Consider the following 19058-nt stretch of genomic DNA (forward strand, 5'->3'; position numbering starts at 1 on the left):
AAACCCGAGTGCCCCCGACATCGCCGCACGGCGACGCCGGGGGCACTGGTGCGAAGATCAGTTGAGTCCGGTTAGAGTCATCTGTATGTATGCCTGGCCCGCCACTGACGTCCCCGTACTCCCCGGCCAGGGGAGTCCCCTGCGCATCTACGACACCTCCGCAGGCACTGTGCGGACCACCGAGCCGGGCCCCACCGCCCGGCTCTACGTCTGCGGGATCACCCCCTACGACGCCACCCACCTCGGGCACGCGGCCACCTACAACGCCTTCGACCTGATCCAGCGGGTCTGGCGGGACGCCGGACACGACGTCCACTACGTGCAGAACGTGACCGACGTCGACGACCCGCTGCTGGAGCGCGCCGTCGCCACCGGGCAGGACTGGACCGAGCTGGCGGAGCGCGAGACCGCGCTGTTCCGCGAGGACATGACGGCCCTGCGGATGCTGCCCCCCGCGCACTACATCGGCGCGGTCGAGGCCATTCCCTCCATCGTCCCGATCGTCAAGGACCTGCTCGCGTCCGGTGCCGCCTACGAGCTCGACGGCGACATCTACTTCTCGGTCGAGTCCGACCCGCACTTCGGCGAGGTCTCCCGGCTCGACCCCGAGACCATGCTGCGCTTCTTCGGCGAGCGCGGCGGCGACCCGGACCGGCCCGGCAAGAAGCACCGCCTCGACCCCCTGCTGTGGCTCGCCGCCCGCCCCGGCGAGCCCGCCTGGGACACCGACCTCGGCCACGGCCGCCCCGGCTGGCACATCGAGTGCGTCGCCATTGCGCTGGACCATCTCGGCATGGAGTTCGACGTCCAAGGCGGCGGCAGCGACCTGGCCTTCCCGCACCACGAGATGGGCGCCTCGCACGCCCAGGTCGCGACCAAGCGGCACCCCTTCGCCCGCGCCTACGTCCACGCGGGCATGGTCGCGCTCGACGGCGAGAAGATGTCCAAGTCGCGCGGCAACCTGGTCTTCGTCTCCCGGCTGCGCCGCGAGGGCGTCGACCCGGCCGCGATCCGGCTCGCCCTGCTCGGCCACCACTACCGCTCCGACTGGGAGTGGACTCAGGCCGACCTGAACCGCGCCGTCGACCGCCTCGGACGCTGGCGCGCCGCGGTGTCCCGCCCGGACGGCCCGGACGCGACCGCGCTGCTCGCCGAGGTCCGCGCGGCCCTCGCCGACGACCTGGACGCCCCGCGGGCCCTGGCCGCCGTGGACGCCTGGGCGGCGCGGCAGGACGCCGAGGGCGGGGACGAGACCGGAGCGCCCGGCGTGGTCTCCCGCATGGTCGACGCGCTGCTCGGCGTTGCGCTGTAGAACGCTCGGCAGCTCGTCCGGCAGCTCGTTCACCGGCGGGTCGGCGCCCCGGACGGAGGTTCCGTCCGGGGCGCCGTCTTAGTCCCGGGCTGCCGGCTGCGGCGCCGGATAGGTGCGGCCCTTCCAGGCCGCACCGCGCCCGCGCCAGTGCTGGACGGCGGAGTCGACGGTCATGAGGAGGTACAGGGCGGCCGTGAACGGCAGCAGCAAGGCTGCCCTGGCGGGTAGGCGGTAGTAGCGCAGCATCGGCACGTACGTCGCCGCCATCAGCGCCCACGCGGCCGCGGCCGGGTAGGTCAGGTCGAGGTTCCCGGCGACCAGACCGGCGACGGCGAGCACGGGCGGCACCAGGTAGACGAGCCCCAGCCCCAGCACCGTCCCGACCAGCAGCAGTATCGAGTGCCGCAGCTGCGCGTAAGCGCTGCGCGAGACCATCCGCCACAGCTGCGCCAGCTCCGGGTACGGGCGGACGCTGTCGACCTGGTCGGCCAGTCCCAGCCAGGTCCGGCCGCCGGTGCGCTTCACCGCCTTGGCGAGGTTCACGTCGTCGATCACCGCACCCCGGATCGCCGCGACGCCACCCGCCCGCTCCAGCGCCTCGCGGCGCACCAGCGTGCACCCTCCGGCGGCCGCCGCCGTCCGCGAGCCGGGGCGGTTGCTCCAGCGGAAGGGGTACAGCTGCGCGAAGAAGTAGACGAAGGCCGGGACGATCAGCTGCTCCCAGCGCGTCTCCGTGCGAAGCCGCGCCATCTGCGACACCAGGTCGTAGTCCCGGTCAGGGGTCCCCTCGGCCGCGGCCACCAGGCTGTCCAGTGAGGCCGGGCGGTGCGCGATGTCGGCGTCCGTGAGCAGCAGGTACTCCGCGTCCCCGGCCAGTTCCACGCCGTGCCGCAGCGCCCAGAGCTTCCCGGTCCAACCCGGCGGAGGCTCGCCGGGGCTGGTCACCGTCAGCGGCAGCGAACCCGGGGCCTGGCCCAGCCGCCTGGCCAGCTCCCCGGTGCCGTCCGTGCTCCCGTCGTCCACGAGAATCACCCGCGCGGCCCCCGGGTACTGCTGCGCCAGAAGCGACGGCAGGCTCAGCGGCAGCACCTCCGCCTCGTCCCGCGCGGGCACGATGATCGCCACGTCCGGCCGACGCGCCGACTCCGGGCGCGGTGGGAGGCGTACGTCCGTCCGCCAGAAGCCACCCTGACAGAACGTCAGCCACAGCCAGGCCAGCAGCGATGCCCTCGACACCCAGATCAGCACGGTCACCCGCGCGAGTATGCCCCACTCCTCGCTCCACTCGTAGCGGGGGCGATCGGCTAAGGTCAACCGTTGTGAAGATCGCACTCATTGACTCCGGTATGGGCCTCCTCGCCGCCGCTGCCGCGCTGCGCAGCCTGCGCCCCGACGCCGATCTGGTGCTGTCCACCGATCCGGACGGTATGCCCTGGGGCCCGCGCACTCCGGCCGAGGTCACGGAGCACGCCCTGGCCTGCGCACGCGCGGCCGCCGAGCACAGCCCGGCCGCGCTGATCGTCGCCTGCAACACCGCCTCGGTGCACGCCCTGGACGCGATCAGGGCGGAACTCGAGCCGGCGATCCCGGTCATCGGCACCGTCCCGGCGATCAAGCCGGCCGCCGGGACCGGAGGCCCCGTCGCGATCTGGGCCACCCCGGCCACCACCGACAGCAGCTACCAGCGCGGACTGATCCGCGACTTCGCCGACGGCGTCGACGTCAGCGCGATCCCCTGCCCCGGTCTCGCCGACGCCGTCGAGCGCGCCGACGAGGCGGCCATCGCCGAGGCCGTAGCGGCGGCCGCCGAGCGGACGCCCGACAAGACGCGGGCACTGGTTCTCGGGTGCACCCACTACGAGCTGCTCGGCGACCCGATCCGGGCGGCGCTGGGCGACCGCCTGGCCGATCCGGTGGCGCTGACTCTGCACGGATCGGCGCAGGCCGTGGCGGAGCAGGCGCTGCGCCGCGCGGGACTGGCGGCGCCGTCCTCGGCCTCGTCGACGGGCGGAGGCACGCTGCTGGTGCTGCGCAGCGGTCGGACGGAGGAACTGCCGCCCGCCGCGCTCAGCTACCGCGAGGGGCGACTGCTCGGATCCGGTCTGAGGGTCTGAGGGTCTGAGGGCCTGTGGTTGTGCGGGTGCGGAGGCTGGCCGGCCGTCAGACCGCCACTGCGCCGCGCAGCCGACGCACCGTCGGGCTCCAACCCGAGAGCACTCCGTCGAACATCCCGCGCGACGTCCACGCGTCCACGCCCAGGCGGCTGATCCGCAGCGGGTCGGGCAGCGCGTCGCTCGTCGACGCCCGCAGATCGAACAGATGGTTGTCGCTGAGGAACGCGCTGCGGTAGCCGTACCCGCGCAGCAGCGCGTCGGCTCGCCGGTCCGGCATTCCGCCCGGGTAGGCGAAGGCGCTCGGCTCCTCCCCGGTGAGCTGGGTCAACCGCTCGTGACCGCCCATGACCTCCGCCCGGACCACGTAGTCGTCGCACTGGTCGAGCCGGGCGTGGCTGAGTGAGTGGTTGCCGATCTCCACGCCGCCGTCGCGCAGCGCCAGCAGGTCCGCTGCCGTCAGCTGGGCGCAGTTCGGAGCGGGGCAGTCCGCCGTGACTCGAAGCTCCTCCAGGCTGCGCCGCCGGTCCGGATCGGGCAGCGCGGCCAGTGCCGCGGCGACACCGCCCGGCGTGCGCACGGACAGGTCGCGGGCCCGCCCGCCGTGCCCGGCGAGGAACTCGGCCTCCTGCCACCAGTAGGGGCGTTCGGTGTCGACCAGCTCGGCGACGACGAAGGCGACGGCGGGGATCCCACGCGTGGCCAGCACCGGAAGGGCCTTGGTGACCGCGCTGCGCTGCCCGTGCTCGAAGGTCACCAGGACGGCGTGCGGGGGGAGTGGCGTGCTGCCGATCAACGCGTCCTGGACCTGGGTGAGCGAGACCGGGTTGGCCGTCCTGAGCAGCCGCTCCGCCTGAGCCCGGAACACGGCGGGGTCGTCGACCCCGCGAAAGGTCAGCACAGCCAGCCGACGGGTCGTTCGGCCACGGAGCCGCTCCGGGCCGATCCGCACGGCCGGGCGGGGCATGGTGGTGAGGTTCGGCTGTCGCACGGACTTCCCTTCCGTCGCGCCGAGCGAGCCGGAGAGGGTCAGCCGGCACCGCTATGTCACTCAACGTATGGAAGACCCGCGCCCCCGCGGGAAGGTTGTACGGCTGGGGGGAACAAGTTTGCGCGGGCTGCGGTTCGGGGCTTCGCGCTGCCGCGACAATGGGGCGCATGGTCGACCTGTCCCCTTCCCCCGCCGCGCCGGAGCCCGCCGCAACGCCGCCTGCCGCAACGCCGCCCGCCGAGCCGCCGCCCGCCGAGCCGCTGGCTGCCGAGCCGCCGCCCGCCGGGCCGATGCTCGCCGGGCCGATGCACGCCGAATCTTGGCCGGCCGAAGCCGTGCACGCCGGGCCGGCGCCTGCTGAACGCCTGCCGGTTGAGCGGCGCGTCGACCTGGGCGTGGCGCGGTTGCTGCCCGACCTGGACCGCCCCCGAGCCTGGCTGCTCACGATGGACGGTGCGCCGCAGTCCTACGTCGACCTCGACGATCCTCTCTACCTGGAGTTCGAGTACGTCCAGCGACTCGCCCACGCCGCCGATCTCGCCGCGCCGTCCGGTCGACCCCTCGACGTGCTGCACCTCGGCGGTGGCGCGCTCACCCTGCCGCGCTACCTCGCCGGCACCCGCCCCGGTTCGCGCCAGCGGGTCGCGGAGCTCGACGGCGCGTTGACCGCGCTCGTCCGCGAGTTCCTCCCCTGGCAGCCCGCCCTCGGCGAGGACGTTCAGATCGACGTGCGGTCCGCCGACGCCCGCGCCTTCCTCGCCGACGCCGGGACGGACAGCGCGGACCTGATCGTGGCGGACGTCTTCGGCGGTTCGCGCATCCCCGCGCACCTCACCTCGGTGGAGTTTGTCCGGGAGGCGGCACGGGTGCTGCGTTCCGACGGCCTGTATGCGGCGAACGTCGCCGACGGCGCCCCGCTCGACTTCGCCCGCGCGCAGCTCGCGACGGTTCGTGCCGTGTTCCCCGAGACCTGCGTGATCGCCGAGCCGTCACTGCTGCGCGGGCGCCGCTACGGGAACCTGGTGGTGCTCGCCGGTCGGCGCGAGTTCCCCGTGGCGGAGCTGGCCCGTCGCACGGCCGCCGACCCGTTCCCGGCGCGGGTCGTGCACGGCGACCGGCTCGACCTGCTGGTGGGCAGGGCCCGACCGGTCACCGACGCGACTGCCGAGCCCTCCCCGCCCCCGCCGGACGGTGCCTTCACTCTGGGACGCTGAACCGATCCGCCTCCGCGTCGCAGCTGGGACCGCGTCTCAGCCGATGACGACTGCCAGCGCGAACCCGTCGTAGCCCTTCGTGCCGACGGTCTGGATCGCGGTGCCGGACAGTCGGGGCTCGGCCGCGATGAACTCCAGCGCGGCACGCGTGCCCCGCACCGACGGGTCGTCAGCCCCGCCGTCCACGACCTTCCCGTCGCGCACCACGTTGTCCACGATGATCAGGCTGCCCGGGCGGCTGAGCTCCAGGGCCCAGCGGACGTACGCGGGGTTGTTGACCTTGTCGGCGTCGATGAAGCTCAGGTCGAACGGGCCGAGCCCCTCCGCCTGCAGCCGGGGCAGGCTCTCCAGCGCCGGACCGACCCGGACCTCCACCTTGTCGGCGAGGCCCGCCGCCGCGATGTTGCCCCGGGCGACCTCCGCGTGGCGGGGGTCGAACTCCAGCGTGATCAGCCGCCCGCCCTCCGGTAGCGCCCGGGCCAGACAGATCGTCGAGTAGCCGCCCAGCGTGCCGATCTCCAGGATGGTCCGCGCTCCCTGCAACTGCGCCAGCAGCTGCAGCAGCTTCCCCTGCGGTGCCGACACGGCGATCTGCGGCAGCCCGGCGGCGTCACTGGACTTGAGCGCGCCCTCCAGAGCGGGGTCGGTGAGGGCCAGCGTCTCGGCGAAGTAGGTGTCGACATCGTTCCACTGCTGCTCGTGCGTGCTCACTCGGGGCCTCCTCGAAGCGTGCTGACGTGCCGTCCACTGGCAACCTACCGCGCCGCGTGCCGGCGTCGAGGCCGCCGCTCGTTCGGCTGCGCCCCGGGTGCGCGGGGGTCGGAGCCCTGGCAATGTCGACGGCACCAGAGCCTGCGAGATGGCAGACATCTCGGGCCGCGCCCCGCCGTGCGGAGAACAGCCGTGCGGAGAACCTAGGAGTACCGGATGGCATACCCCTCTGAGATCGAGACGGGGGAGTGGCTGCCGGTACTGGACATCCCCGAGCCCGCCGGGCAGCGACGGCTCACTGTGCTGCTTCGGCTGCTCCTGGTCATCCCGCAGATCGTGGTGGTCTTCGTGCTGGGTCTGCTGGCCTGGGTCGTCACCGTGATCGGGTGGTTCGCAGCCCTCGTCCTCGGCCGCCTGCCGGGCTTCGCCGAACGGTTCCTGGCGATCTTCCTCGCCTACAGCACCCGGGTGAACGCCTATCTGATGCTTCTGGTCGACGCCTACCCCCCGTTCGCCTTCCGTGCGCGCAACTACCCGGTGGCGATCGAGCTGCGGCCGGGGCGGCTCAACCGGGGGGCCGTGCTGTTCCGCATCATCCTGGCGATCCCGGCGATGATCGTGGACAGCGTGATCAACGCGGGCTGGTGGGGGCTCGCCTTCTTCTGCTGGCTGGTGGTCCTGATCCTCGGCCGGAACCCGCGACCGCTGTTCGAGGCGACGGCGGCCATCGCGCGCTACACCATGCGCTTCGAGGCCTACATGATGATGCTGACCTCCGCCTATCCCAAGGGCCTCTTCGGCGATCGGAACCTCCTCCAGGTCCCCGACGCCGTCACCAAGCCGGTCGCCACCAGGCCCTCAGCCACCAGGCCGCTGCTCCTCAGCAGCCTGGGCACGGCGCTGCTGATCCTCTTCATCGTCGTGGGACTGCTCTCGTCCGTCTCCAGCAGCGTCACCACGCAGTACGACAACCAGTCGGCGATCCAGTCGGCGGTGTGGTCGGTGGGGTCCAACCTCCAGCACGGCTGACCGGAAGCACCATTAGGGTGGGTGCATGAGTGAACGGCAGGTGCGGTGGCGATTGCGGCCGGGTCGGTCGAACGCCGCAGTCCTGCTGCTGCCAGGCGGTGAGGAGTACGGCACGGGGCGACCGGCTGCCTGGAACCTTCCGGCGCTGAGGATGCGACCGTTCGCCCGGACGATAGCGAGCACCGTGGCCGACCACGGCGTGGCCGTCGCCGAGGTCCGCTACCGGCACACCGGCTGGAATGGGGATCTGGCCGACGCGGCGCTGGACGCGACGGCCGCCATCGACGAGGTGGTCACGCTTCTGGGCCCGGTCCCACTTGTCCTCGTCGGACACTCGATGGGCGGGCGGGCCGCTCTGCGGGCCGCTGTCCATCCCGCAGTCAGGGACGTGGTGGGACTGGGACCCTGGTGCCCGAAGGGCGAGCCGGCCGAGCACCTCGAAGGCCGCAGGCTGGTGGTCCTGCAGGCCGAGCGGGACCGCAGCACGCACCCCGACGAATCCCTCGACTACGCGCTCAGGGCGAGGGCATCCGGCGCGGAGGTGTGCCGCCTGCTGGTCCGGCACAGCGGCCACGGCATGCTCGGCAGGGCCGGCGACTGGCACGCGGTGACGGCCCGGCTGGTCGCGGGCCTGCTGGGCCTTCGGCCGCTGCCCGCCGATGTGGCGACGGCGCTTCGGTTGCAGGGTCTGACCGGGGCAGGACTGGATCTTCCGCTGCCCGCCAGGCACGCCGTTCGCGTGCCGCGCTGAGCGGCGCGACCGGGCACGGGCGCGGGAGTTCCGCACGCCGCGTCTACGATGGCGCCATGCGCCTCATCGGAGAGATCGACCCCGCCCGTCCGCTGCTCGTCGTGGCCGTCGCCGAGGAGGCGGCATACCTGAACAGTGGCCTCCCGGTGCTGCTCACCGGCATGGGGAAGGTCAACGCGAGCGCAGCGCTGGCGACCGTTCTCGCGCGCGGGCCGCGCCCGGCGGTGGTGGTCAACCTCGGGACGGCGGGGGCACTCAGGCCCGGTCTCGCCGGCACGCACCAGGTGCGCGAGGTGCTGCAGCACGACCTCGACACGGCGGTACTGCACACCCTCACCGGCGCGACCTTCGGAGCTCCGCTGACGCTCGACGCTGCCGGGCTGGTCCTGGCCACCGGCGACCTCTTCGTCGCGGAGGAGTCGGCAAAGCAGCGGCTCGCGGAGCGGGCGGACCTGGTCGACATGGAGGGGTACGCGGTGGCGAGTGCGGCGCGCGCGGCCGGGGTTCCGGTGCGACTGGTCAAGCATGTCAGCGACGAGGCGGGGGAGGGAGCGGCCAGGACCTGGCGCGAGTCCGTCGACGGCTGCGCCGAGGCCCTCGGCCGCTGGGCCCGGGAGAACCTGGGCTGACAACCGGGGTCACTCGCCACTGACGCGGAAGACCGGGAAGCCGGGCGCGATCTCCAGCAGCCTGCTGTCGGGGGACTTCGCGTCCACGTCCTCGAAGAACATCCCGACCTCCCAGGCCCAACGGCGCAGGTACTCGCGGAGGACGGCGGGCTTGTCGGCGTCGGCGATCTCCACGGCGCGGAACGTTTCGACCTTGCGGCCGAGGCGCAGTTCCCCACCGCCGGCGGCGCGCATGTTGCGGACCCACTGGGTGTGGCCGCGCGGGGCGACGAGGTAGCGCTCGCCGTCGAGGGTCAGCAGGTTGACGGGGGTGGTGCGCCACTCGCCGCTCTTGCGTCCGCGGACCGCGAGGGTGCGGGAGCCCAGGACGCTGATGCCGAGGCGGCCCAGACGGATCATCATCCAGTTGCTGATCCGGTCGCCGATGCGCATGAACGTGCCGCTCGGGGTGATCAGGCGGGGGGTTGCGGGCTGGGCTGCGGACTGCGCTTCTGACTGCGCTTCTGACTCAGACATCGGAGGCTCCTGGAGAAGGTTGTCGGTGCGGCGATCTGTTTCGAGAGCACTGCTCTCGATTGCCTGAGTCGACTATGTCGCGATCGGTGCACCATGTCAAGAGCAGTGCTCTCGTTCTGTGTCGCTGCTCTCGAATGTGGCAGACTGTCGACATGGCAGCGATTCGAGGTGCACGGGAGCGGGCTCGCGAGGAACTCACCCGCGAGATCAAGCAGGAGGCCAGGCGGCAGCTCGCCGTCGAGGGGGCGCAGCGGCTCTCGCTCCGCGCTGTGGCCAGGGAGCTGGGCATGGCGTCCTCCGCCCTCTACCGCTACTTCCCCAGTCGTGACGAGCTCCTGACCGCTCTCATCATCGACGCCTACAACTCCCTCGGCGAGCAGGTGGAGCAGGCAGCCGCCGCCGTTGCCCCGGCGACGGACACCCGCAGTCGCTGGTACGCCGTATGCGGCACCGTCCGCGCCTGGGCCCGCTCCAATCCGCACGAGTACGCCCTGCTCTACGGCACCCCGGTCCCCGGATACAGCGCACCCCAGGAGACGATCGCTCCGGCCGGCCGGGTGGCGGTCGTGCTCCTCGAACTGCTGCAGGACACGGTCGAACGCTTTGAGATCCCGGCCCCCGTTCGCCCGCTGCACGGACCCGTGGCCGCGCAGATGGCCGACCTCGCCGCCCGCGTCGCTCCCGGCCTTCCCCCAGCCCTGCTCGCCCGCGGACTGGCGGCGTGGACGCAGCTCTTCGGCATGGTCAGCTTCGAGCTCTTCGGCCATTTCGTCGGCTCAGCGGACCCGGCCGATGGGTTCTTCGCCCACACCGTCGCGGAAACGGCCGACTTCCTCGGCCTCCCCGAAGTGCTGTGACGCCGAAGGCCCCGCCTGTGACCGGCTTCGGGATCAGCTCCCCCGTCGAATGCCTGGGCCGGGCTGCTCGGACAGCGGCCGGGCCGTCGCCATGCCGACCAGCAGCCCCGCCCCCGCCGTGATGCCCGGGTAGCTCAGCACGGAGCTGATAGCCGCCTGGCCGGCCAGTGCGGTGAGCGCCGCGGCGGCGGTCAGCACCAGCGCCGTCGGCCGGGGCGATCGGCGCAGCGTCCACAACATCCATCCGTACGACGCAGCGAGCAGACACAGCCCCGGCACGCCCTGCTCCGCAGCGAGCTGCAGGGTCGCCGAGGACGCGCTCCCTGGCGTCGCGGACGCCTGCGCGGCGGGGCTCAGTTCGGCGAACCTCCCCGGTCCGACGCCGCGCAGTGGAGCCGAGCCCGCCTCGCTGACGGCGTCACGCCACAGCGCCTCCCGTTGGCCGGACCCGGGAACCACGGCCTGGACGCCGACTGACGCACCGTCGGTTTCGGCCAGCAGCAGTGGAGCCCCGGCCGCGAGTGCTGCGCAGAGGGCGAGCAGGACGAGGACGGGCAGCCGCCGACGGGCCCGGGTGACCGAGCCCGCGACCACCAGAATGCCGCCGCAGGCGAGCGTCCCGGCCACGGACCCCGTCGCCAGCGCCTCCGCGGTCAGCCCGCAGGCCACGACGACCAGCGTCGCCCGCAGCGCGCCGCGCGCGGCCTGCGCCGCGCAGCAGGCCGCGCCCACGGCCAGGGCGAGCAGCGCGCCGTCCGCGTCGATGTCGTGCAGCGGGGGAGCCGCCGGATCGCCGGAGAGGCCCCCGGGGGCGATCAGGGCGAACGCGCCCACGGTGAGGGCGGCCACGGCGCAGGCGCCCATCGGCGCCACGGCACCCGCGATGCGCCCGGTCGCGTAACCGGCGGCGACCGCGAGCAGTCCGAGCAGGACGCCCTCAGGGTGCGCGTCACGTCCGCCGGCGGTGTAGAGAGTCCAGACGGCGCAGCCGGTCAGCAGCAGAGCCCCCACCACGTCGGAGGCGGGACCTCGCTGGGACGTCGCTTCGGCGGTCGAAGCGGAACCAGCTGAAGACGCACCGGTAGCCCTCATTCCACCCCCACCCCGCCGCGCGACCCGGCAGTTCGGCGGTCGGCCGTCCCTGCCCGGGTCCGCCCTACGGTAGACCGGGATCGGCCAAATGAGCCTCTGTCGTACAAACATTCGCTGTCCATGACATCCCAGGCCAGACCGCCGAAGTCCCCGCAACCGCCCTCCATTCGCCGGTCGGTCTACGCTCGGCCCATGCCCATTCCTGAGTTCGTGCGCGAGCTGCGCACCGTCATCGGCCCGCGCCCGCTGTGGATGTCCGGAGTCACCGCCGTCGTCCTCGACGACCAGGGACGGTTGCTCCTGGGCCGCCGTGCCGACACCGGCCGCTGGGCACTGATCACCGGGATCATCGACCCGGGGGAGCAGCCCGCGGACACCGCCGTGCGGGAGTGCTGGGAGGAGACCGGCGTCCACGTCGTCCCCGAGCGACTGACCAGCGTGACCGTGTCCGCGCCACTGGTCCACGCCAACGGCGACCAGGCGCAGTACCTGGAACTGACCTTCCTCTGCCGGGCGGTGGGCGGGGAGGCCAAGGTCAATGACGACGAGTCACTCGAGGTGGGCTGGTTCGACCGCGACGCGCTGCCCGCAGACCTCGACGCCTCCGCGCTGCACCGCGTGCACCACGCCCTGAGCGGCAGCCCGGAGGCGCACTTCATGTTCGACGAGTCGGCCCTCGATCAGAGCTTCCTCACCAGGTAGCCGTCCTCGGCGGCCTCGATCACCGCCGCCAGGTCACCGCCCGCCGAGGCGGTGGCCACGGCGGCGACCGCGCCCTCGACGAACGGTGCGTCAGCAAGCCTGATCGGGAACGGCAGGCCATGGGCCTCGGCGGCGGTGAGCGCCGCCTGCGTGGTCGACACCGCGCTGCCCAGGTCCGCGAGCACCGCGACCCCCATGCCCTGGTCCGCCCGCCGCGCGGCCTCGACGAACAACTCCGTGCTGGTGCCCACCCCGCCGCCCTCGACCCCGCCCGCCGTCGTCACCGGCGCGGGGTCACCCGTCCCGACCAACTCGACGGCCAGCTCCGCCACCGCATCGGCGAGAGCCCGGCTGTGCGACACCAGCACCACCCCGACCCGGTCCAGAGCGGCCAGCGGCAGCACCCGAAGCGGTCGCGCCGCCGGTTCTTCCTCCTCCTCCGACGCCGGTTCCGGCTCCGGACGCAGCGCCACCACCCGTGCCTGGCCACCCATACCCGCTGCTCCCTGCCTCCGAGACCGCCTGCCACCCTGCAGCCCACGCCCCCGCCAGGCTAGGACCCCTCTCCACCTGCACCCGCCACGCCGCGCGGAAGCGCCGACCGACTCCCCCGGTTCGCCGACCGGCTGCTCGGTGCGAGGGAAGCCGGTTTCCGCCGGGTGCTGCCTTGTCCCTGTGCGGGCATGCTGCTTCCCTTCTTCTAGAACGTGTTCTAGCGTGGCGGCCGGACACGATGCCGTGCCGACCCGAGGGGACCGCGATGCACCTCGACTACACGCCCGAGCAGCAGCGACTCCGCGCCGAACTGCGCGAGTACTTCGCCGAGCTGATGCCGCCCGAGGCGCACGGGCGGCTCAACGAACCGCGTCGGCAGAAGCAGTTCTACCGGGAGGTCAACCGCCGTCTGGGCGCAGACCAGTGGCTCGGGGTCGGCTGGCCGGTCGAGTACGGCGGTCGGGGGATGAGCCCGGTCGAGCAGTTCGTCTTCTTCGACGAGGCGGCGCAGGCCGGGGTGCCTCTGCCGATCATGGCGCTGAACACGGTTGGCCCCTCGATCATGAAGTTCGGTACCGACGAGCAGAAGGACTACTTCCTGCCCCGGATCCTCGCCGGAGAGCTGGACATCGCCATCGGCTACTCCGAGCCCGACGCGGGCACCGACCTTGCCGCGTTGAAGACCCGCGCCGTGCGTGACGGCGACGAGTACGTCGTCAACGGCCAGAAGATCTGGACCACCAACGGCGACACCGCCGACTGGGTCTGGCTTGCCGTCCGTACCGATCCGGACGCCCCGCCGCACAAGGGCATCAGCATCCTGTTGGTCGACACCACCGACCCCGGCTACTCGACCACGATCATCCGCACCCTCGCCGGGCACGACACCACCGCCAGCTACTACGAGGACATCCGAGTCCCGGCCAGCCGCCGCGTCGGGGCCGAGAACCAGGGCTGGCGGCTGATCACCAACCAGCTCAACCACGAGCGGGTCACCCTTGCCGCCCACGCCACCATGGCCAACCGCGCTCTGGCCGAAGTCCAGCGGTGGGCCAGGGAGACCGAGCTCGCGGACGGCAAGCGTGTCGTCGACCTGCCCTGGGTGCGCCAGCGCCTCGCCCGCACGCACACCCGTCTCGACGCCGTGAAACTGCTCAACTGGCAGATGGTGGACGCCGTCCAGCGCGGCGCGCTCACCCCGCACGACGCCTCCGCGGTCAAGGTCTACGGAAGCGAGGCCCGCCGGGACGCCTACTCCTGGCTGATGGAGGTGGTCGGCGCAGCCGGACCGCTGAAGGAGGGTTCGGCGGGGTCGGTACTGCAGGGCAACCTGGAACGCGGCTACCGCAGTGCCGTGATCTTCACCTTCGGCGGCGGCAACAACGAGATCCAGCGCGAGATCATCTCCTGGATCGGCCTGGGCATGCCCCGCGTGCGCAGATAGCAGGCAGTAGGCCAGCCAGCAGCCAGCAGCCAGCGGTCGCCAGCCCGCAGCCTGCGACTCCGCGTTCGGCCGCTCAGCCGCGGTAGGGCGGGGCCACGCCCCAGCCCCAGTGCGGGACGGGGGCCGCGGTGACGGGGTGGGCGTCGGGCTGGGAGTTGGCCAGGGCCAGGCGGGTGCCCCACTCGAGGTAGCCGGTGAAGGCGGCGCGGAACTCGGGGTCCGCGGGGAGATGGACCTCGTCCGCTGCGTCGAGCAGGAGGTTGAGCCAGCGGCGGCGCTGGGGTTCGGTGATGGCCTTGCCCCGGTGCTGGGCGAGCATGTGGGGGTAGCCGCCGCGCTCGGCGGTGTAGCGGGGCGGGCCGCCGAGGACCTCGGCGAGCCACATGGCGACGTGGCGGGGATGGGCGGGATCCATCGTGGCGAACAGCGGGCCGATCAGCTCGTCCTCGCGCACCTGCGTGTAGAACGCGTCGGTGAGCCGTTCCAGCGCCTCGGTGCCGCCGACCCACTCGTACAGGCTGGGCACCGAGCCGCCGGCGCTTCCGACTGCCGTCCGCTCGTAGTGCCGCATCTCCTCGATGTCCGCGACGTAGGGCCGGATCTGGCTCAGGAACTCCTTGAACTGCGGGCCGGCGCGGAAGCCCTCCAGATGGTCCTGTGCGGAGGTCCAGCCGATGCGCAGGATGTAGGACTCCGGATCCGCCACGCAGCGGCTGAGCTCGTAGTCGGTGCACTGCGCGGCTGCGGCGAGGGAGTCGGCGGCGCGTCCGTACGCGGCTTCGAACTCCTCGCTCCGCTCGGCCGGGATCCGGTAGCGGATGTACTCGACGATCATGGCGTTCTCCCTGTCGGCCGTCCCATTGCGGTACAGATCTGTATTGGAATAATACAATACAAGCATGTACCGAAACCCTGCGATCGCTCCCGCGCCAGGTGCGGCCCCCGCACGGGTGGGGCGCGCCCGCGATGCCGCGCTCGACGAACGGATCCTCGACGCGGCCCGACGGCAGCTCTCGGTGCTGGGCTACGAGGGCATGTCCGTCGCGGCGGTCGCCCAGGAGGCCGGAACCACCCGGCAGGCGCTGTACCGCCGCTGGCCCTCCAAGGCGGAACTGGCCGAGGCCGCGATTTCGACGATCGAAGAGCCCGCAGACCGCCCCGCTGCGGATGGGCATCCCTTCGAGGCACTGGTTGCGGAACTGGCCGACTTCCAGCGCGGGGTCTCCCGCCCGGGACGGCTCTCCCTGGTGGGCACGATGCTCCAGGAGACCACCGAGCCCGACGTCCTGGACCGCTACCGCGACCGGGTGATCGCCCCGCGACGGCGACGGCTACTCGCGATCTTCGACAGTGCCCGCAGCCTGGGCGTGATCGACGACGACGCCGACGTGACGGTCGCCCTGACGATGTGCACCGGAAGCTGGTACGGCCGTGCCCTCGCAGGCGCGCCCGTCCCGCCGGACTGGCCCCGCCGCGTCGCGACCCTGGTCTGGCGCGCGCTGGGCGGCCACCCGCCGACGCCGGAAGGCCGGGTCACCGATTGAGGTACGCCGCTACGCCCCCGGGCTGAACGAAGTCGTAGCGTTCGTCAACGGCGTGGGCTGACTGGGCAACGAATCCAGTCGCACCGGGTCAGAGACTCAGCATCGACTAACTTTGCTGTCCAAGGACAGATACCGAGCCGTTGCCTGGCGGGTCTGGCGAATCTCTGCACCGCCCAGGTTGCCGCCTCCGGCGCAGGGGGCAGTGCATCAGCCCCCTGCCCAGCGCTCAGGCTGTTGTCCAAAGCGAGTTGGCGAGGGGGTTCGTCAGCGACGGGGGGTTCGCATCGGCCAGCCGCCGGTATGAGGCGGTGGCTTCCTCATTCGCGGCAGGCCCTCTGCCCTGCGCCCCACCTCCCCGTGGTCGAGGTGGCGATCAGCGAGTTGGTCGCCCGCGAGGCCGCGGATACCGAGGGAACGAGGCACGCCGTCATCTCACCGACCACAGCTGTACGGTCTGGTCGTCGCTGGCGAGGAGGCGGCCTGCGGGGGAGAACACCACAGCGGAGACGTAGCCGTTGTTGCCGGTGAGCGGTGTGTCGACGGGGTGACCGCTGTCGGTGGCCCACATGCGCACCGTCTGGTCGAGGCTGCCGGATGGGCGAGTAGGCGGCCGGCGGGGGAGAACGCCACGCCCCACTGCGGGTCCACCCCGGCGGCCCCGTCCTCCGCCGACGACGCTCCCTTGTTCGCCGCCTCGTGGTCGCTCTGCCCGAAGAGGTGGTCCGGGAGGTTGTGACCGACCGCCATCTCTCGCGATGGCGGCGGCGAGGAGGCCGCCCGACGCGGCGAGTCCCAGCTGGCTAGCGGGGCGGCTCGGCGTTCGAGACATCGACGTCGTCGAAGAGCTCCAGCATCCGGCCCAGCACCCGGACACAGGCGGTGACGTCCGTATCGGTGAGGTCGCCGCCCGCCTGGCGCAGCAGGATGTGCTCGCGGGCGGTCACGGCGGTGATCGCCGCGTGGCCGTCGTCGGTCAGTCGGATCAGCGAGGAGCGTTGATGCGCGGGGTTCGGGATGCTCTCGACGAGCTTCCTTTCAGCGGCGTCGTTGACCATCCGCTGCACGAACTGGCGGCTCAGCGATTGGGCCCGGCCCATCTGCGGCACGGTCATCGGTCCGTTCTCGCGTAGCAGGTCCAGCACGGCGCGCATGCCCACGGAAATACCCTGGGCAGCGTCCAGCTCGATCCGCCGCTGCACGCGGCGGTAGAGCGGGCCGACCAGCGCGAAGACTTCCATGAGGCGTCCCGGCAGCTCGTCGGGGGAGAGTGGCACGGAGGCTGGTTCGGTCACAGGACCACTCTCTCACGCCACATGACAACCCAGTTGCCATTCCCGCTCATTCATGACACCTTGGGTGTCATGAATGAGATCGTGTTCGAGACCTTCCAGTCCGCCGACGGCCTGCTCACCTACCGCGACGAGGGGCCCCGCGACGGCGAGGTGCTGGTGCTCCTGCACAGCGTCTACGCGGACAGCACCCAGTTCGACAACCTGATTCCGGGCCTGACCGCCCTCGGCTACCGGGTCATCGCCCCCGACGCCCGCGGCCACGGCCGTTCCGCCAACGCGAGCAAGCCGTTCCGACAGGCAGACGACCTCGCGGACCTGCTGCGGTACCTGGGGCTGCGTCAGGTCGCGCTCGTGGGCGTCTCGATGGGCGGGATGATCGGCGTCGATACGGCCGTTGAGCACCCCGAGCTGGTGCGCACCCTGGTTGTCAGCGGCCGGGGTCTGGGCCAACCGGACCTGACCGACCCCTGGTCCGCCGCCATCGCCGAGCGGCAGGGCACGGCGCTGGCCGACGGCGACCTACAGACCTACCTCGACGGCTTCGTGCAGTGGATCGCGGGGCCGGAGCGCAGCCTGGACGACGTCGATCCGGCGATCGTGGCGCACGTGCGCGAGATGGCGCTGCGCACCCTGATGAAGCACACCCCGGACGAGCCGGACCACCGCGTTCCGGTCGAGGACGTAGCCTCCCGCGCCAAGGGCATCACCGTCCCGGTCCTGTCCATCGACGGCGCCCTGGACATGCCCGGTCTCCTCGACACCGTCACCGCCCTGATGGACGCCGTCCCCAACGGCCGCAGCACGCACCTGGACGGCGCCGCCCACTACACGACGATGGAGCAGCCGAAGGAATTCACCCGCATCCTCGTGGACTTCCTGCGCGAGGTCCACGCCCAGGAGGGCTAGCCGGCGACCCAGTAGATCGATCGGAACTACTCGTCTTCAGGGAACGGCCGTGGCGAAGACGCCGCGTGCGGCGGAGCCGTCCGCCCGGAGCCAGCCCGCGACGACCTGGCCCAGGATGACCTGGTCCGCTTCGGCCTTGCTCGGGAGTTCGGTGGCCGGGTTCTGCAGCGGTCGCCGGGGCCGATCAGCGGAGACAGGAAGAGGGCGGCCAGATTCAGCACGAAGAGCGCCGGGGGTTCGGGCAGCCACGAAACGGGGGTGTACCTGGATACACCCCCCCAGCACGCACCGGGCCCGTCGGCGGTCTTCACCGCCCCCAGGCTGACCGGTGGCGGCGCCTGCGGTCATACTGTTTGGGGCAGCGGGAGTGACTGGGGGCGCGTGGGCGGTGGTGCACGAAGGAGCGCTGGTCCAGGGCCGCTACCGGCTGGTGGGCCTGCTCGGCAGGGGAGGCATGGGCGAGGTCTGGCGCGCCGAGGACGAGGCGCTGGGCCGCCAGGTCGCGGTCAAGTGCCTGCGGCCCGGGGTCCCGCACCGCGACCCGCGCCAGGCCGAACTCATGCAGGAGCGCTTCCGGCGCGAGGCCCGGCTCGCCGCGGGGCTGCAGCACCCGGGCATCACGGTGATCCACGACTTCGGCCAGGACGACGGCATGCCGTACCTGGTCATGGAGCTCCTCGACGGCTGCGACCTGGGCCGGCTGCTGGACGACACCCCAGGCCGCCGGCTGCCGCTCGCCGACGCGGTCTCCGCCGCCCGCCAGATCTCGTCGGCGCTCGCCTACACCCACGCCCGCGACGTGATCCACCGTGACCTCAAGCCGGGCAACCTGATCCGTACCGGCGACGGCACCGTCAAGATCTGCGACTTCGGCATCGCCCGGCTCGGCGGCGACATCGGCCTCACCTCCCGCCTCGGCGGCGGCGCCTTCCCCGTCGGCACGCCGTACTACATGTCGCCCGAGCAGATCGAGGGCACGGACGTCGACAGCCGCAGCGATCTCTACTCCTTCGGCTGCGTACTGTACGAACTGCTGCTCGGTGCGCCCCCGTTCGCGGTCGGCGACCCCCTCGTCATCCTGCTCGACCATCGGGACACCGCGCCGAAACCGCCACGCGAGCAGCGGCCGGAGATCCCCGAGGCGCTCGAAGGCATCGTCCTGGACCTGCTCGCCAAGTCCCCCGACGACCGGCCGTCGGACGCCATGGAGGTGCTGCGTCGCCTCGACGGAGCGGGAGCGGCCGGTGCGTTCGGAGCACTCGGAGCCGGAGCCCTCGGAGCCCCGTCCTCCGCCATGGCAGCGGGCGCCATGCCCGCTTGGGCGCTGAGCATGGGCCCCGTGCCGGTGTCGCTGGCGCGGGTGGTCCCGGAGACCCTGGCCGTCGCCGAGCTGACTCGGAGATGGCCGGTCCGTGGCGAGTTCAGCGCGGCCTGCGGTCCTGCGAACCAACATATCTGATTG

Annotated in this window: 22 protein-coding genes; 12 read left to right on the forward strand and 10 right to left on the reverse strand. The window is 72.2% G+C overall.

The window, feature by feature from the left end; translation table 11 throughout:
- Positions 1-85: 85 nt before the first annotated feature.
- Complete coding sequence (mshC, locus tag ABIA33_RS21125) at positions 86-1312, forward strand: cysteine--1-D-myo-inosityl 2-amino-2-deoxy-alpha-D-glucopyranoside ligase (RefSeq protein WP_370083903.1); 1227 nt, start codon at positions 86-88, stop codon at positions 1310-1312.
- 78 nt (positions 1313-1390) lie between these two features.
- On the opposite strand, the gene ABIA33_RS21130 is transcribed toward mshC, so the two are convergent.
- Positions 1391-2566, reverse strand: coding sequence for a glycosyltransferase (locus ABIA33_RS21130; protein WP_370083971.1), 1176 nt, complete (start codon positions 2564-2566; stop codon positions 1391-1393).
- 65 nt (positions 2567-2631) lie between these two features.
- Between ABIA33_RS21130 and ABIA33_RS21135 the strand changes: the two genes are divergently transcribed.
- Positions 2632-3426: a glutamate racemase gene (locus tag ABIA33_RS21135; RefSeq protein WP_370083904.1), complete on the forward strand. Its 795-nt coding sequence runs from the start codon at positions 2632-2634 to the stop codon at positions 3424-3426.
- A gap of 46 nt (positions 3427-3472) precedes the next feature.
- Here ABIA33_RS21135 and ABIA33_RS21140 read toward each other — a convergent pair whose 3' ends face one another.
- Positions 3473-4414 carry a polysaccharide deacetylase family protein gene (locus tag ABIA33_RS21140; RefSeq protein ID WP_370083905.1) on the reverse strand — a complete coding sequence of 314 codons (942 nt, stop codon included), beginning with the start codon at positions 4412-4414 and terminating at the stop codon, positions 3473-3475.
- A 305-nt stretch (positions 4415-4719) separates the two neighbouring features.
- Here ABIA33_RS21140 and ABIA33_RS21145 point away from each other — a divergent pair, with 305 nt between their 5' ends.
- On the forward strand, positions 4720-5628 hold the full coding sequence (locus ABIA33_RS21145) for a spermidine synthase (RefSeq protein ID WP_370083972.1): 909 nt from the start codon (positions 4720-4722) through the stop codon (positions 5626-5628).
- Positions 5629-5664: 36 nt separating this feature from the next.
- Here ABIA33_RS21145 and ABIA33_RS21150 read toward each other — a convergent pair whose 3' ends face one another.
- Positions 5665-6339 carry an O-methyltransferase gene (locus ABIA33_RS21150; RefSeq protein WP_370083906.1) on the reverse strand — a complete coding sequence of 225 codons (675 nt, stop codon included), beginning with the start codon at positions 6337-6339 and terminating at the stop codon, positions 5665-5667.
- Positions 6340-6555: 216 nt separating this feature from the next.
- Between ABIA33_RS21150 and ABIA33_RS21155 the strand changes: the two genes are divergently transcribed.
- The 3 genes from ABIA33_RS21155 to ABIA33_RS21165 are packed head-to-tail and all read left to right on the forward strand — an operon-like array spanning position 6556 to position 8748.
- On the forward strand, positions 6556-7368 hold the full coding sequence (locus tag ABIA33_RS21155) for a DUF4389 domain-containing protein (protein WP_370083907.1): 813 nt from the start codon (positions 6556-6558) through the stop codon (positions 7366-7368).
- 25 nt (positions 7369-7393) lie between these two features.
- A complete protein-coding gene (locus tag ABIA33_RS21160; RefSeq protein WP_370083908.1) occupies positions 7394-8119 on the forward strand; it encodes an alpha/beta family hydrolase in 726 nt (241 codons plus the stop codon).
- A 56-nt stretch (positions 8120-8175) separates the two neighbouring features.
- The gene (locus ABIA33_RS21165; RefSeq protein ID WP_370083909.1) at positions 8176-8748 is read left to right on the forward strand and encodes a nucleosidase; all 573 of its coding nucleotides are present in this window, start codon (positions 8176-8178) and stop codon (positions 8746-8748) included.
- A 9-nt stretch (positions 8749-8757) separates the two neighbouring features.
- Here the strand turns inward: ABIA33_RS21165 and ABIA33_RS21170 are convergent, their stop codons facing one another.
- A complete protein-coding gene (locus tag ABIA33_RS21170; protein WP_370083973.1) occupies positions 8758-9180 on the reverse strand; it encodes a nitroreductase family deazaflavin-dependent oxidoreductase in 423 nt (140 codons plus the stop codon).
- Between the two features lie 236 nt (positions 9181-9416).
- Here ABIA33_RS21170 and ABIA33_RS21175 point away from each other — a divergent pair, with 236 nt between their 5' ends.
- Entirely contained in the window at positions 9417-10121 is a 705-nt protein-coding gene (locus tag ABIA33_RS21175; protein WP_370083910.1) for a TetR/AcrR family transcriptional regulator, read from the forward strand.
- 33 nt (positions 10122-10154) lie between these two features.
- On the opposite strand, the gene ABIA33_RS21180 is transcribed toward ABIA33_RS21175, so the two are convergent.
- Entirely contained in the window at positions 10155-11135 is a 981-nt protein-coding gene (locus ABIA33_RS21180) for an O-antigen ligase family protein (protein ID WP_370083911.1), read from the reverse strand.
- Between the two features lie 270 nt (positions 11136-11405).
- Between ABIA33_RS21180 and ABIA33_RS21185 the strand changes: the two genes are divergently transcribed.
- Complete coding sequence (locus tag ABIA33_RS21185) at positions 11406-11915, forward strand: NUDIX domain-containing protein (protein WP_370083912.1); 510 nt, start codon at positions 11406-11408, stop codon at positions 11913-11915.
- Here the strand turns inward: ABIA33_RS21185 and ABIA33_RS21190 are convergent.
- Positions 11894-12409 carry a PTS-dependent dihydroxyacetone kinase phosphotransferase subunit DhaM gene (locus ABIA33_RS21190; protein WP_370083913.1) on the reverse strand — a complete coding sequence of 172 codons (516 nt, stop codon included), beginning with the start codon at positions 12407-12409 and terminating at the stop codon, positions 11894-11896. The two genes, ABIA33_RS21185 and ABIA33_RS21190, sit on opposite strands and share 22 nt — an antisense overlap.
- A 266-nt stretch (positions 12410-12675) precedes the next feature.
- Between ABIA33_RS21190 and ABIA33_RS21195 the strand changes: the two genes are divergently transcribed.
- Complete coding sequence (locus ABIA33_RS21195; RefSeq protein WP_370083914.1) at positions 12676-13854, forward strand: acyl-CoA dehydrogenase family protein; 1179 nt, start codon at positions 12676-12678, stop codon at positions 13852-13854.
- Positions 13855-13927: 73 nt separating this feature from the next.
- Here the strand turns inward: ABIA33_RS21195 and ABIA33_RS21200 are convergent, their stop codons facing one another.
- On the reverse strand, positions 13928-14689 hold the full coding sequence (locus ABIA33_RS21200; protein WP_370083915.1) for a group II truncated hemoglobin: 762 nt from the start codon (positions 14687-14689) through the stop codon (positions 13928-13930).
- Between the two features lie 64 nt (positions 14690-14753).
- Between ABIA33_RS21200 and ABIA33_RS21205 the strand changes: the two genes are divergently transcribed.
- On the forward strand, positions 14754-15398 hold the full coding sequence (locus ABIA33_RS21205) for a TetR/AcrR family transcriptional regulator (protein ID WP_370083916.1): 645 nt from the start codon (positions 14754-14756) through the stop codon (positions 15396-15398).
- 427 nt (positions 15399-15825) lie between these two features.
- Here ABIA33_RS21205 and ABIA33_RS21210 read toward each other — a convergent pair whose 3' ends face one another.
- Both ABIA33_RS21210 and ABIA33_RS21215 read right to left on the reverse strand, forming a co-directional pair.
- Entirely contained in the window at positions 15826-15966 is a 141-nt protein-coding gene (locus ABIA33_RS21210) for a hypothetical protein (protein ID WP_370083917.1), read from the reverse strand.
- Positions 15967-16198: 232 nt separating this feature from the next.
- Positions 16199-16636, reverse strand: coding sequence for a MarR family winged helix-turn-helix transcriptional regulator (locus ABIA33_RS21215; protein WP_370083974.1), 438 nt, complete (start codon positions 16634-16636; stop codon positions 16199-16201).
- Between the two features lie 123 nt (positions 16637-16759).
- Here ABIA33_RS21215 and ABIA33_RS21220 point away from each other — a divergent pair, with 123 nt between their 5' ends.
- Positions 16760-17596 carry an alpha/beta fold hydrolase gene (locus ABIA33_RS21220; protein ID WP_370083918.1) on the forward strand — a complete coding sequence of 279 codons (837 nt, stop codon included), beginning with the start codon at positions 16760-16762 and terminating at the stop codon, positions 17594-17596.
- Positions 17597-17632: 36 nt separating this feature from the next.
- On the opposite strand, the gene ABIA33_RS21225 is transcribed toward ABIA33_RS21220, so the two are convergent.
- The gene (locus tag ABIA33_RS21225; RefSeq protein WP_370083919.1) at positions 17633-17845 is read right to left on the reverse strand and encodes a hypothetical protein; all 213 of its coding nucleotides are present in this window, start codon (positions 17843-17845) and stop codon (positions 17633-17635) included.
- Between the two features lie 139 nt (positions 17846-17984).
- On the opposite strand from ABIA33_RS21225, the gene ABIA33_RS21230 reads away from it, so the two are divergent.
- Positions 17985-19055: a serine/threonine-protein kinase gene (locus tag ABIA33_RS21230; protein ID WP_370083920.1), complete on the forward strand. Its 1071-nt coding sequence runs from the start codon at positions 17985-17987 to the stop codon at positions 19053-19055.
- Positions 19056-19058 lie beyond the last annotated feature (3 nt).

The organism is Streptacidiphilus sp. MAP12-16, assembly GCF_041262165.1.
Taxonomy (GTDB): domain Bacteria; phylum Actinomycetota; class Actinomycetes; order Streptomycetales; family Streptomycetaceae; genus Streptacidiphilus.

Bases quoted from the DNA above. Each gene is read 5' to 3' on its own strand.
- mshC (WP_370083903.1), top strand. From the start codon at position 86: ATGTATGCCTGGCCCGCCACTGACGTCCCCGTACTCCCCGGCCAGGGG.
- ABIA33_RS21145 (WP_370083972.1), top strand. From the start codon at position 4,720: ATGCACGCCGAATCTTGGCCGGCCGAAGCCGTGCACGCCGGGCCGGCG.
- ABIA33_RS21155 (WP_370083907.1), top strand. From the start codon at position 6,556: ATGGCATACCCCTCTGAGATCGAGACGGGGGAGTGGCTGCCGGTACTG.
- ABIA33_RS21160 (WP_370083908.1), top strand. From the start codon at position 7,394: ATGAGTGAACGGCAGGTGCGGTGGCGATTGCGGCCGGGTCGGTCGAAC.
- ABIA33_RS21165 (WP_370083909.1), top strand. From the start codon at position 8,176: ATGCGCCTCATCGGAGAGATCGACCCCGCCCGTCCGCTGCTCGTCGTG.
- ABIA33_RS21170 (WP_370083973.1), bottom strand. From the start codon at position 9,180: ATGCGCATCGGCGACCGGATCAGCAACTGGATGATGATCCGTCTGGGC.
- ABIA33_RS21175 (WP_370083910.1), top strand. From the start codon at position 9,417: ATGGCAGCGATTCGAGGTGCACGGGAGCGGGCTCGCGAGGAACTCACC.
- ABIA33_RS21185 (WP_370083912.1), top strand. From the start codon at position 11,406: ATGCCCATTCCTGAGTTCGTGCGCGAGCTGCGCACCGTCATCGGCCCG.
- ABIA33_RS21190 (WP_370083913.1), bottom strand. From the start codon at position 12,409: ATGGGTGGCCAGGCACGGGTGGTGGCGCTGCGTCCGGAGCCGGAACCG.
- ABIA33_RS21195 (WP_370083914.1), top strand. From the start codon at position 12,676: ATGCACCTCGACTACACGCCCGAGCAGCAGCGACTCCGCGCCGAACTG.
- ABIA33_RS21200 (WP_370083915.1), bottom strand. From the start codon at position 14,689: ATGATCGTCGAGTACATCCGCTACCGGATCCCGGCCGAGCGGAGCGAG.
- ABIA33_RS21205 (WP_370083916.1), top strand. From the start codon at position 14,754: ATGTACCGAAACCCTGCGATCGCTCCCGCGCCAGGTGCGGCCCCCGCA.
- ABIA33_RS21210 (WP_370083917.1), bottom strand. From the start codon at position 15,966: ATGTGGGCCACCGACAGCGGTCACCCCGTCGACACACCGCTCACCGGC.
- ABIA33_RS21215 (WP_370083974.1), bottom strand. From the start codon at position 16,636: ATGGAAGTCTTCGCGCTGGTCGGCCCGCTCTACCGCCGCGTGCAGCGG.
- ABIA33_RS21220 (WP_370083918.1), top strand. From the start codon at position 16,760: ATGAATGAGATCGTGTTCGAGACCTTCCAGTCCGCCGACGGCCTGCTC.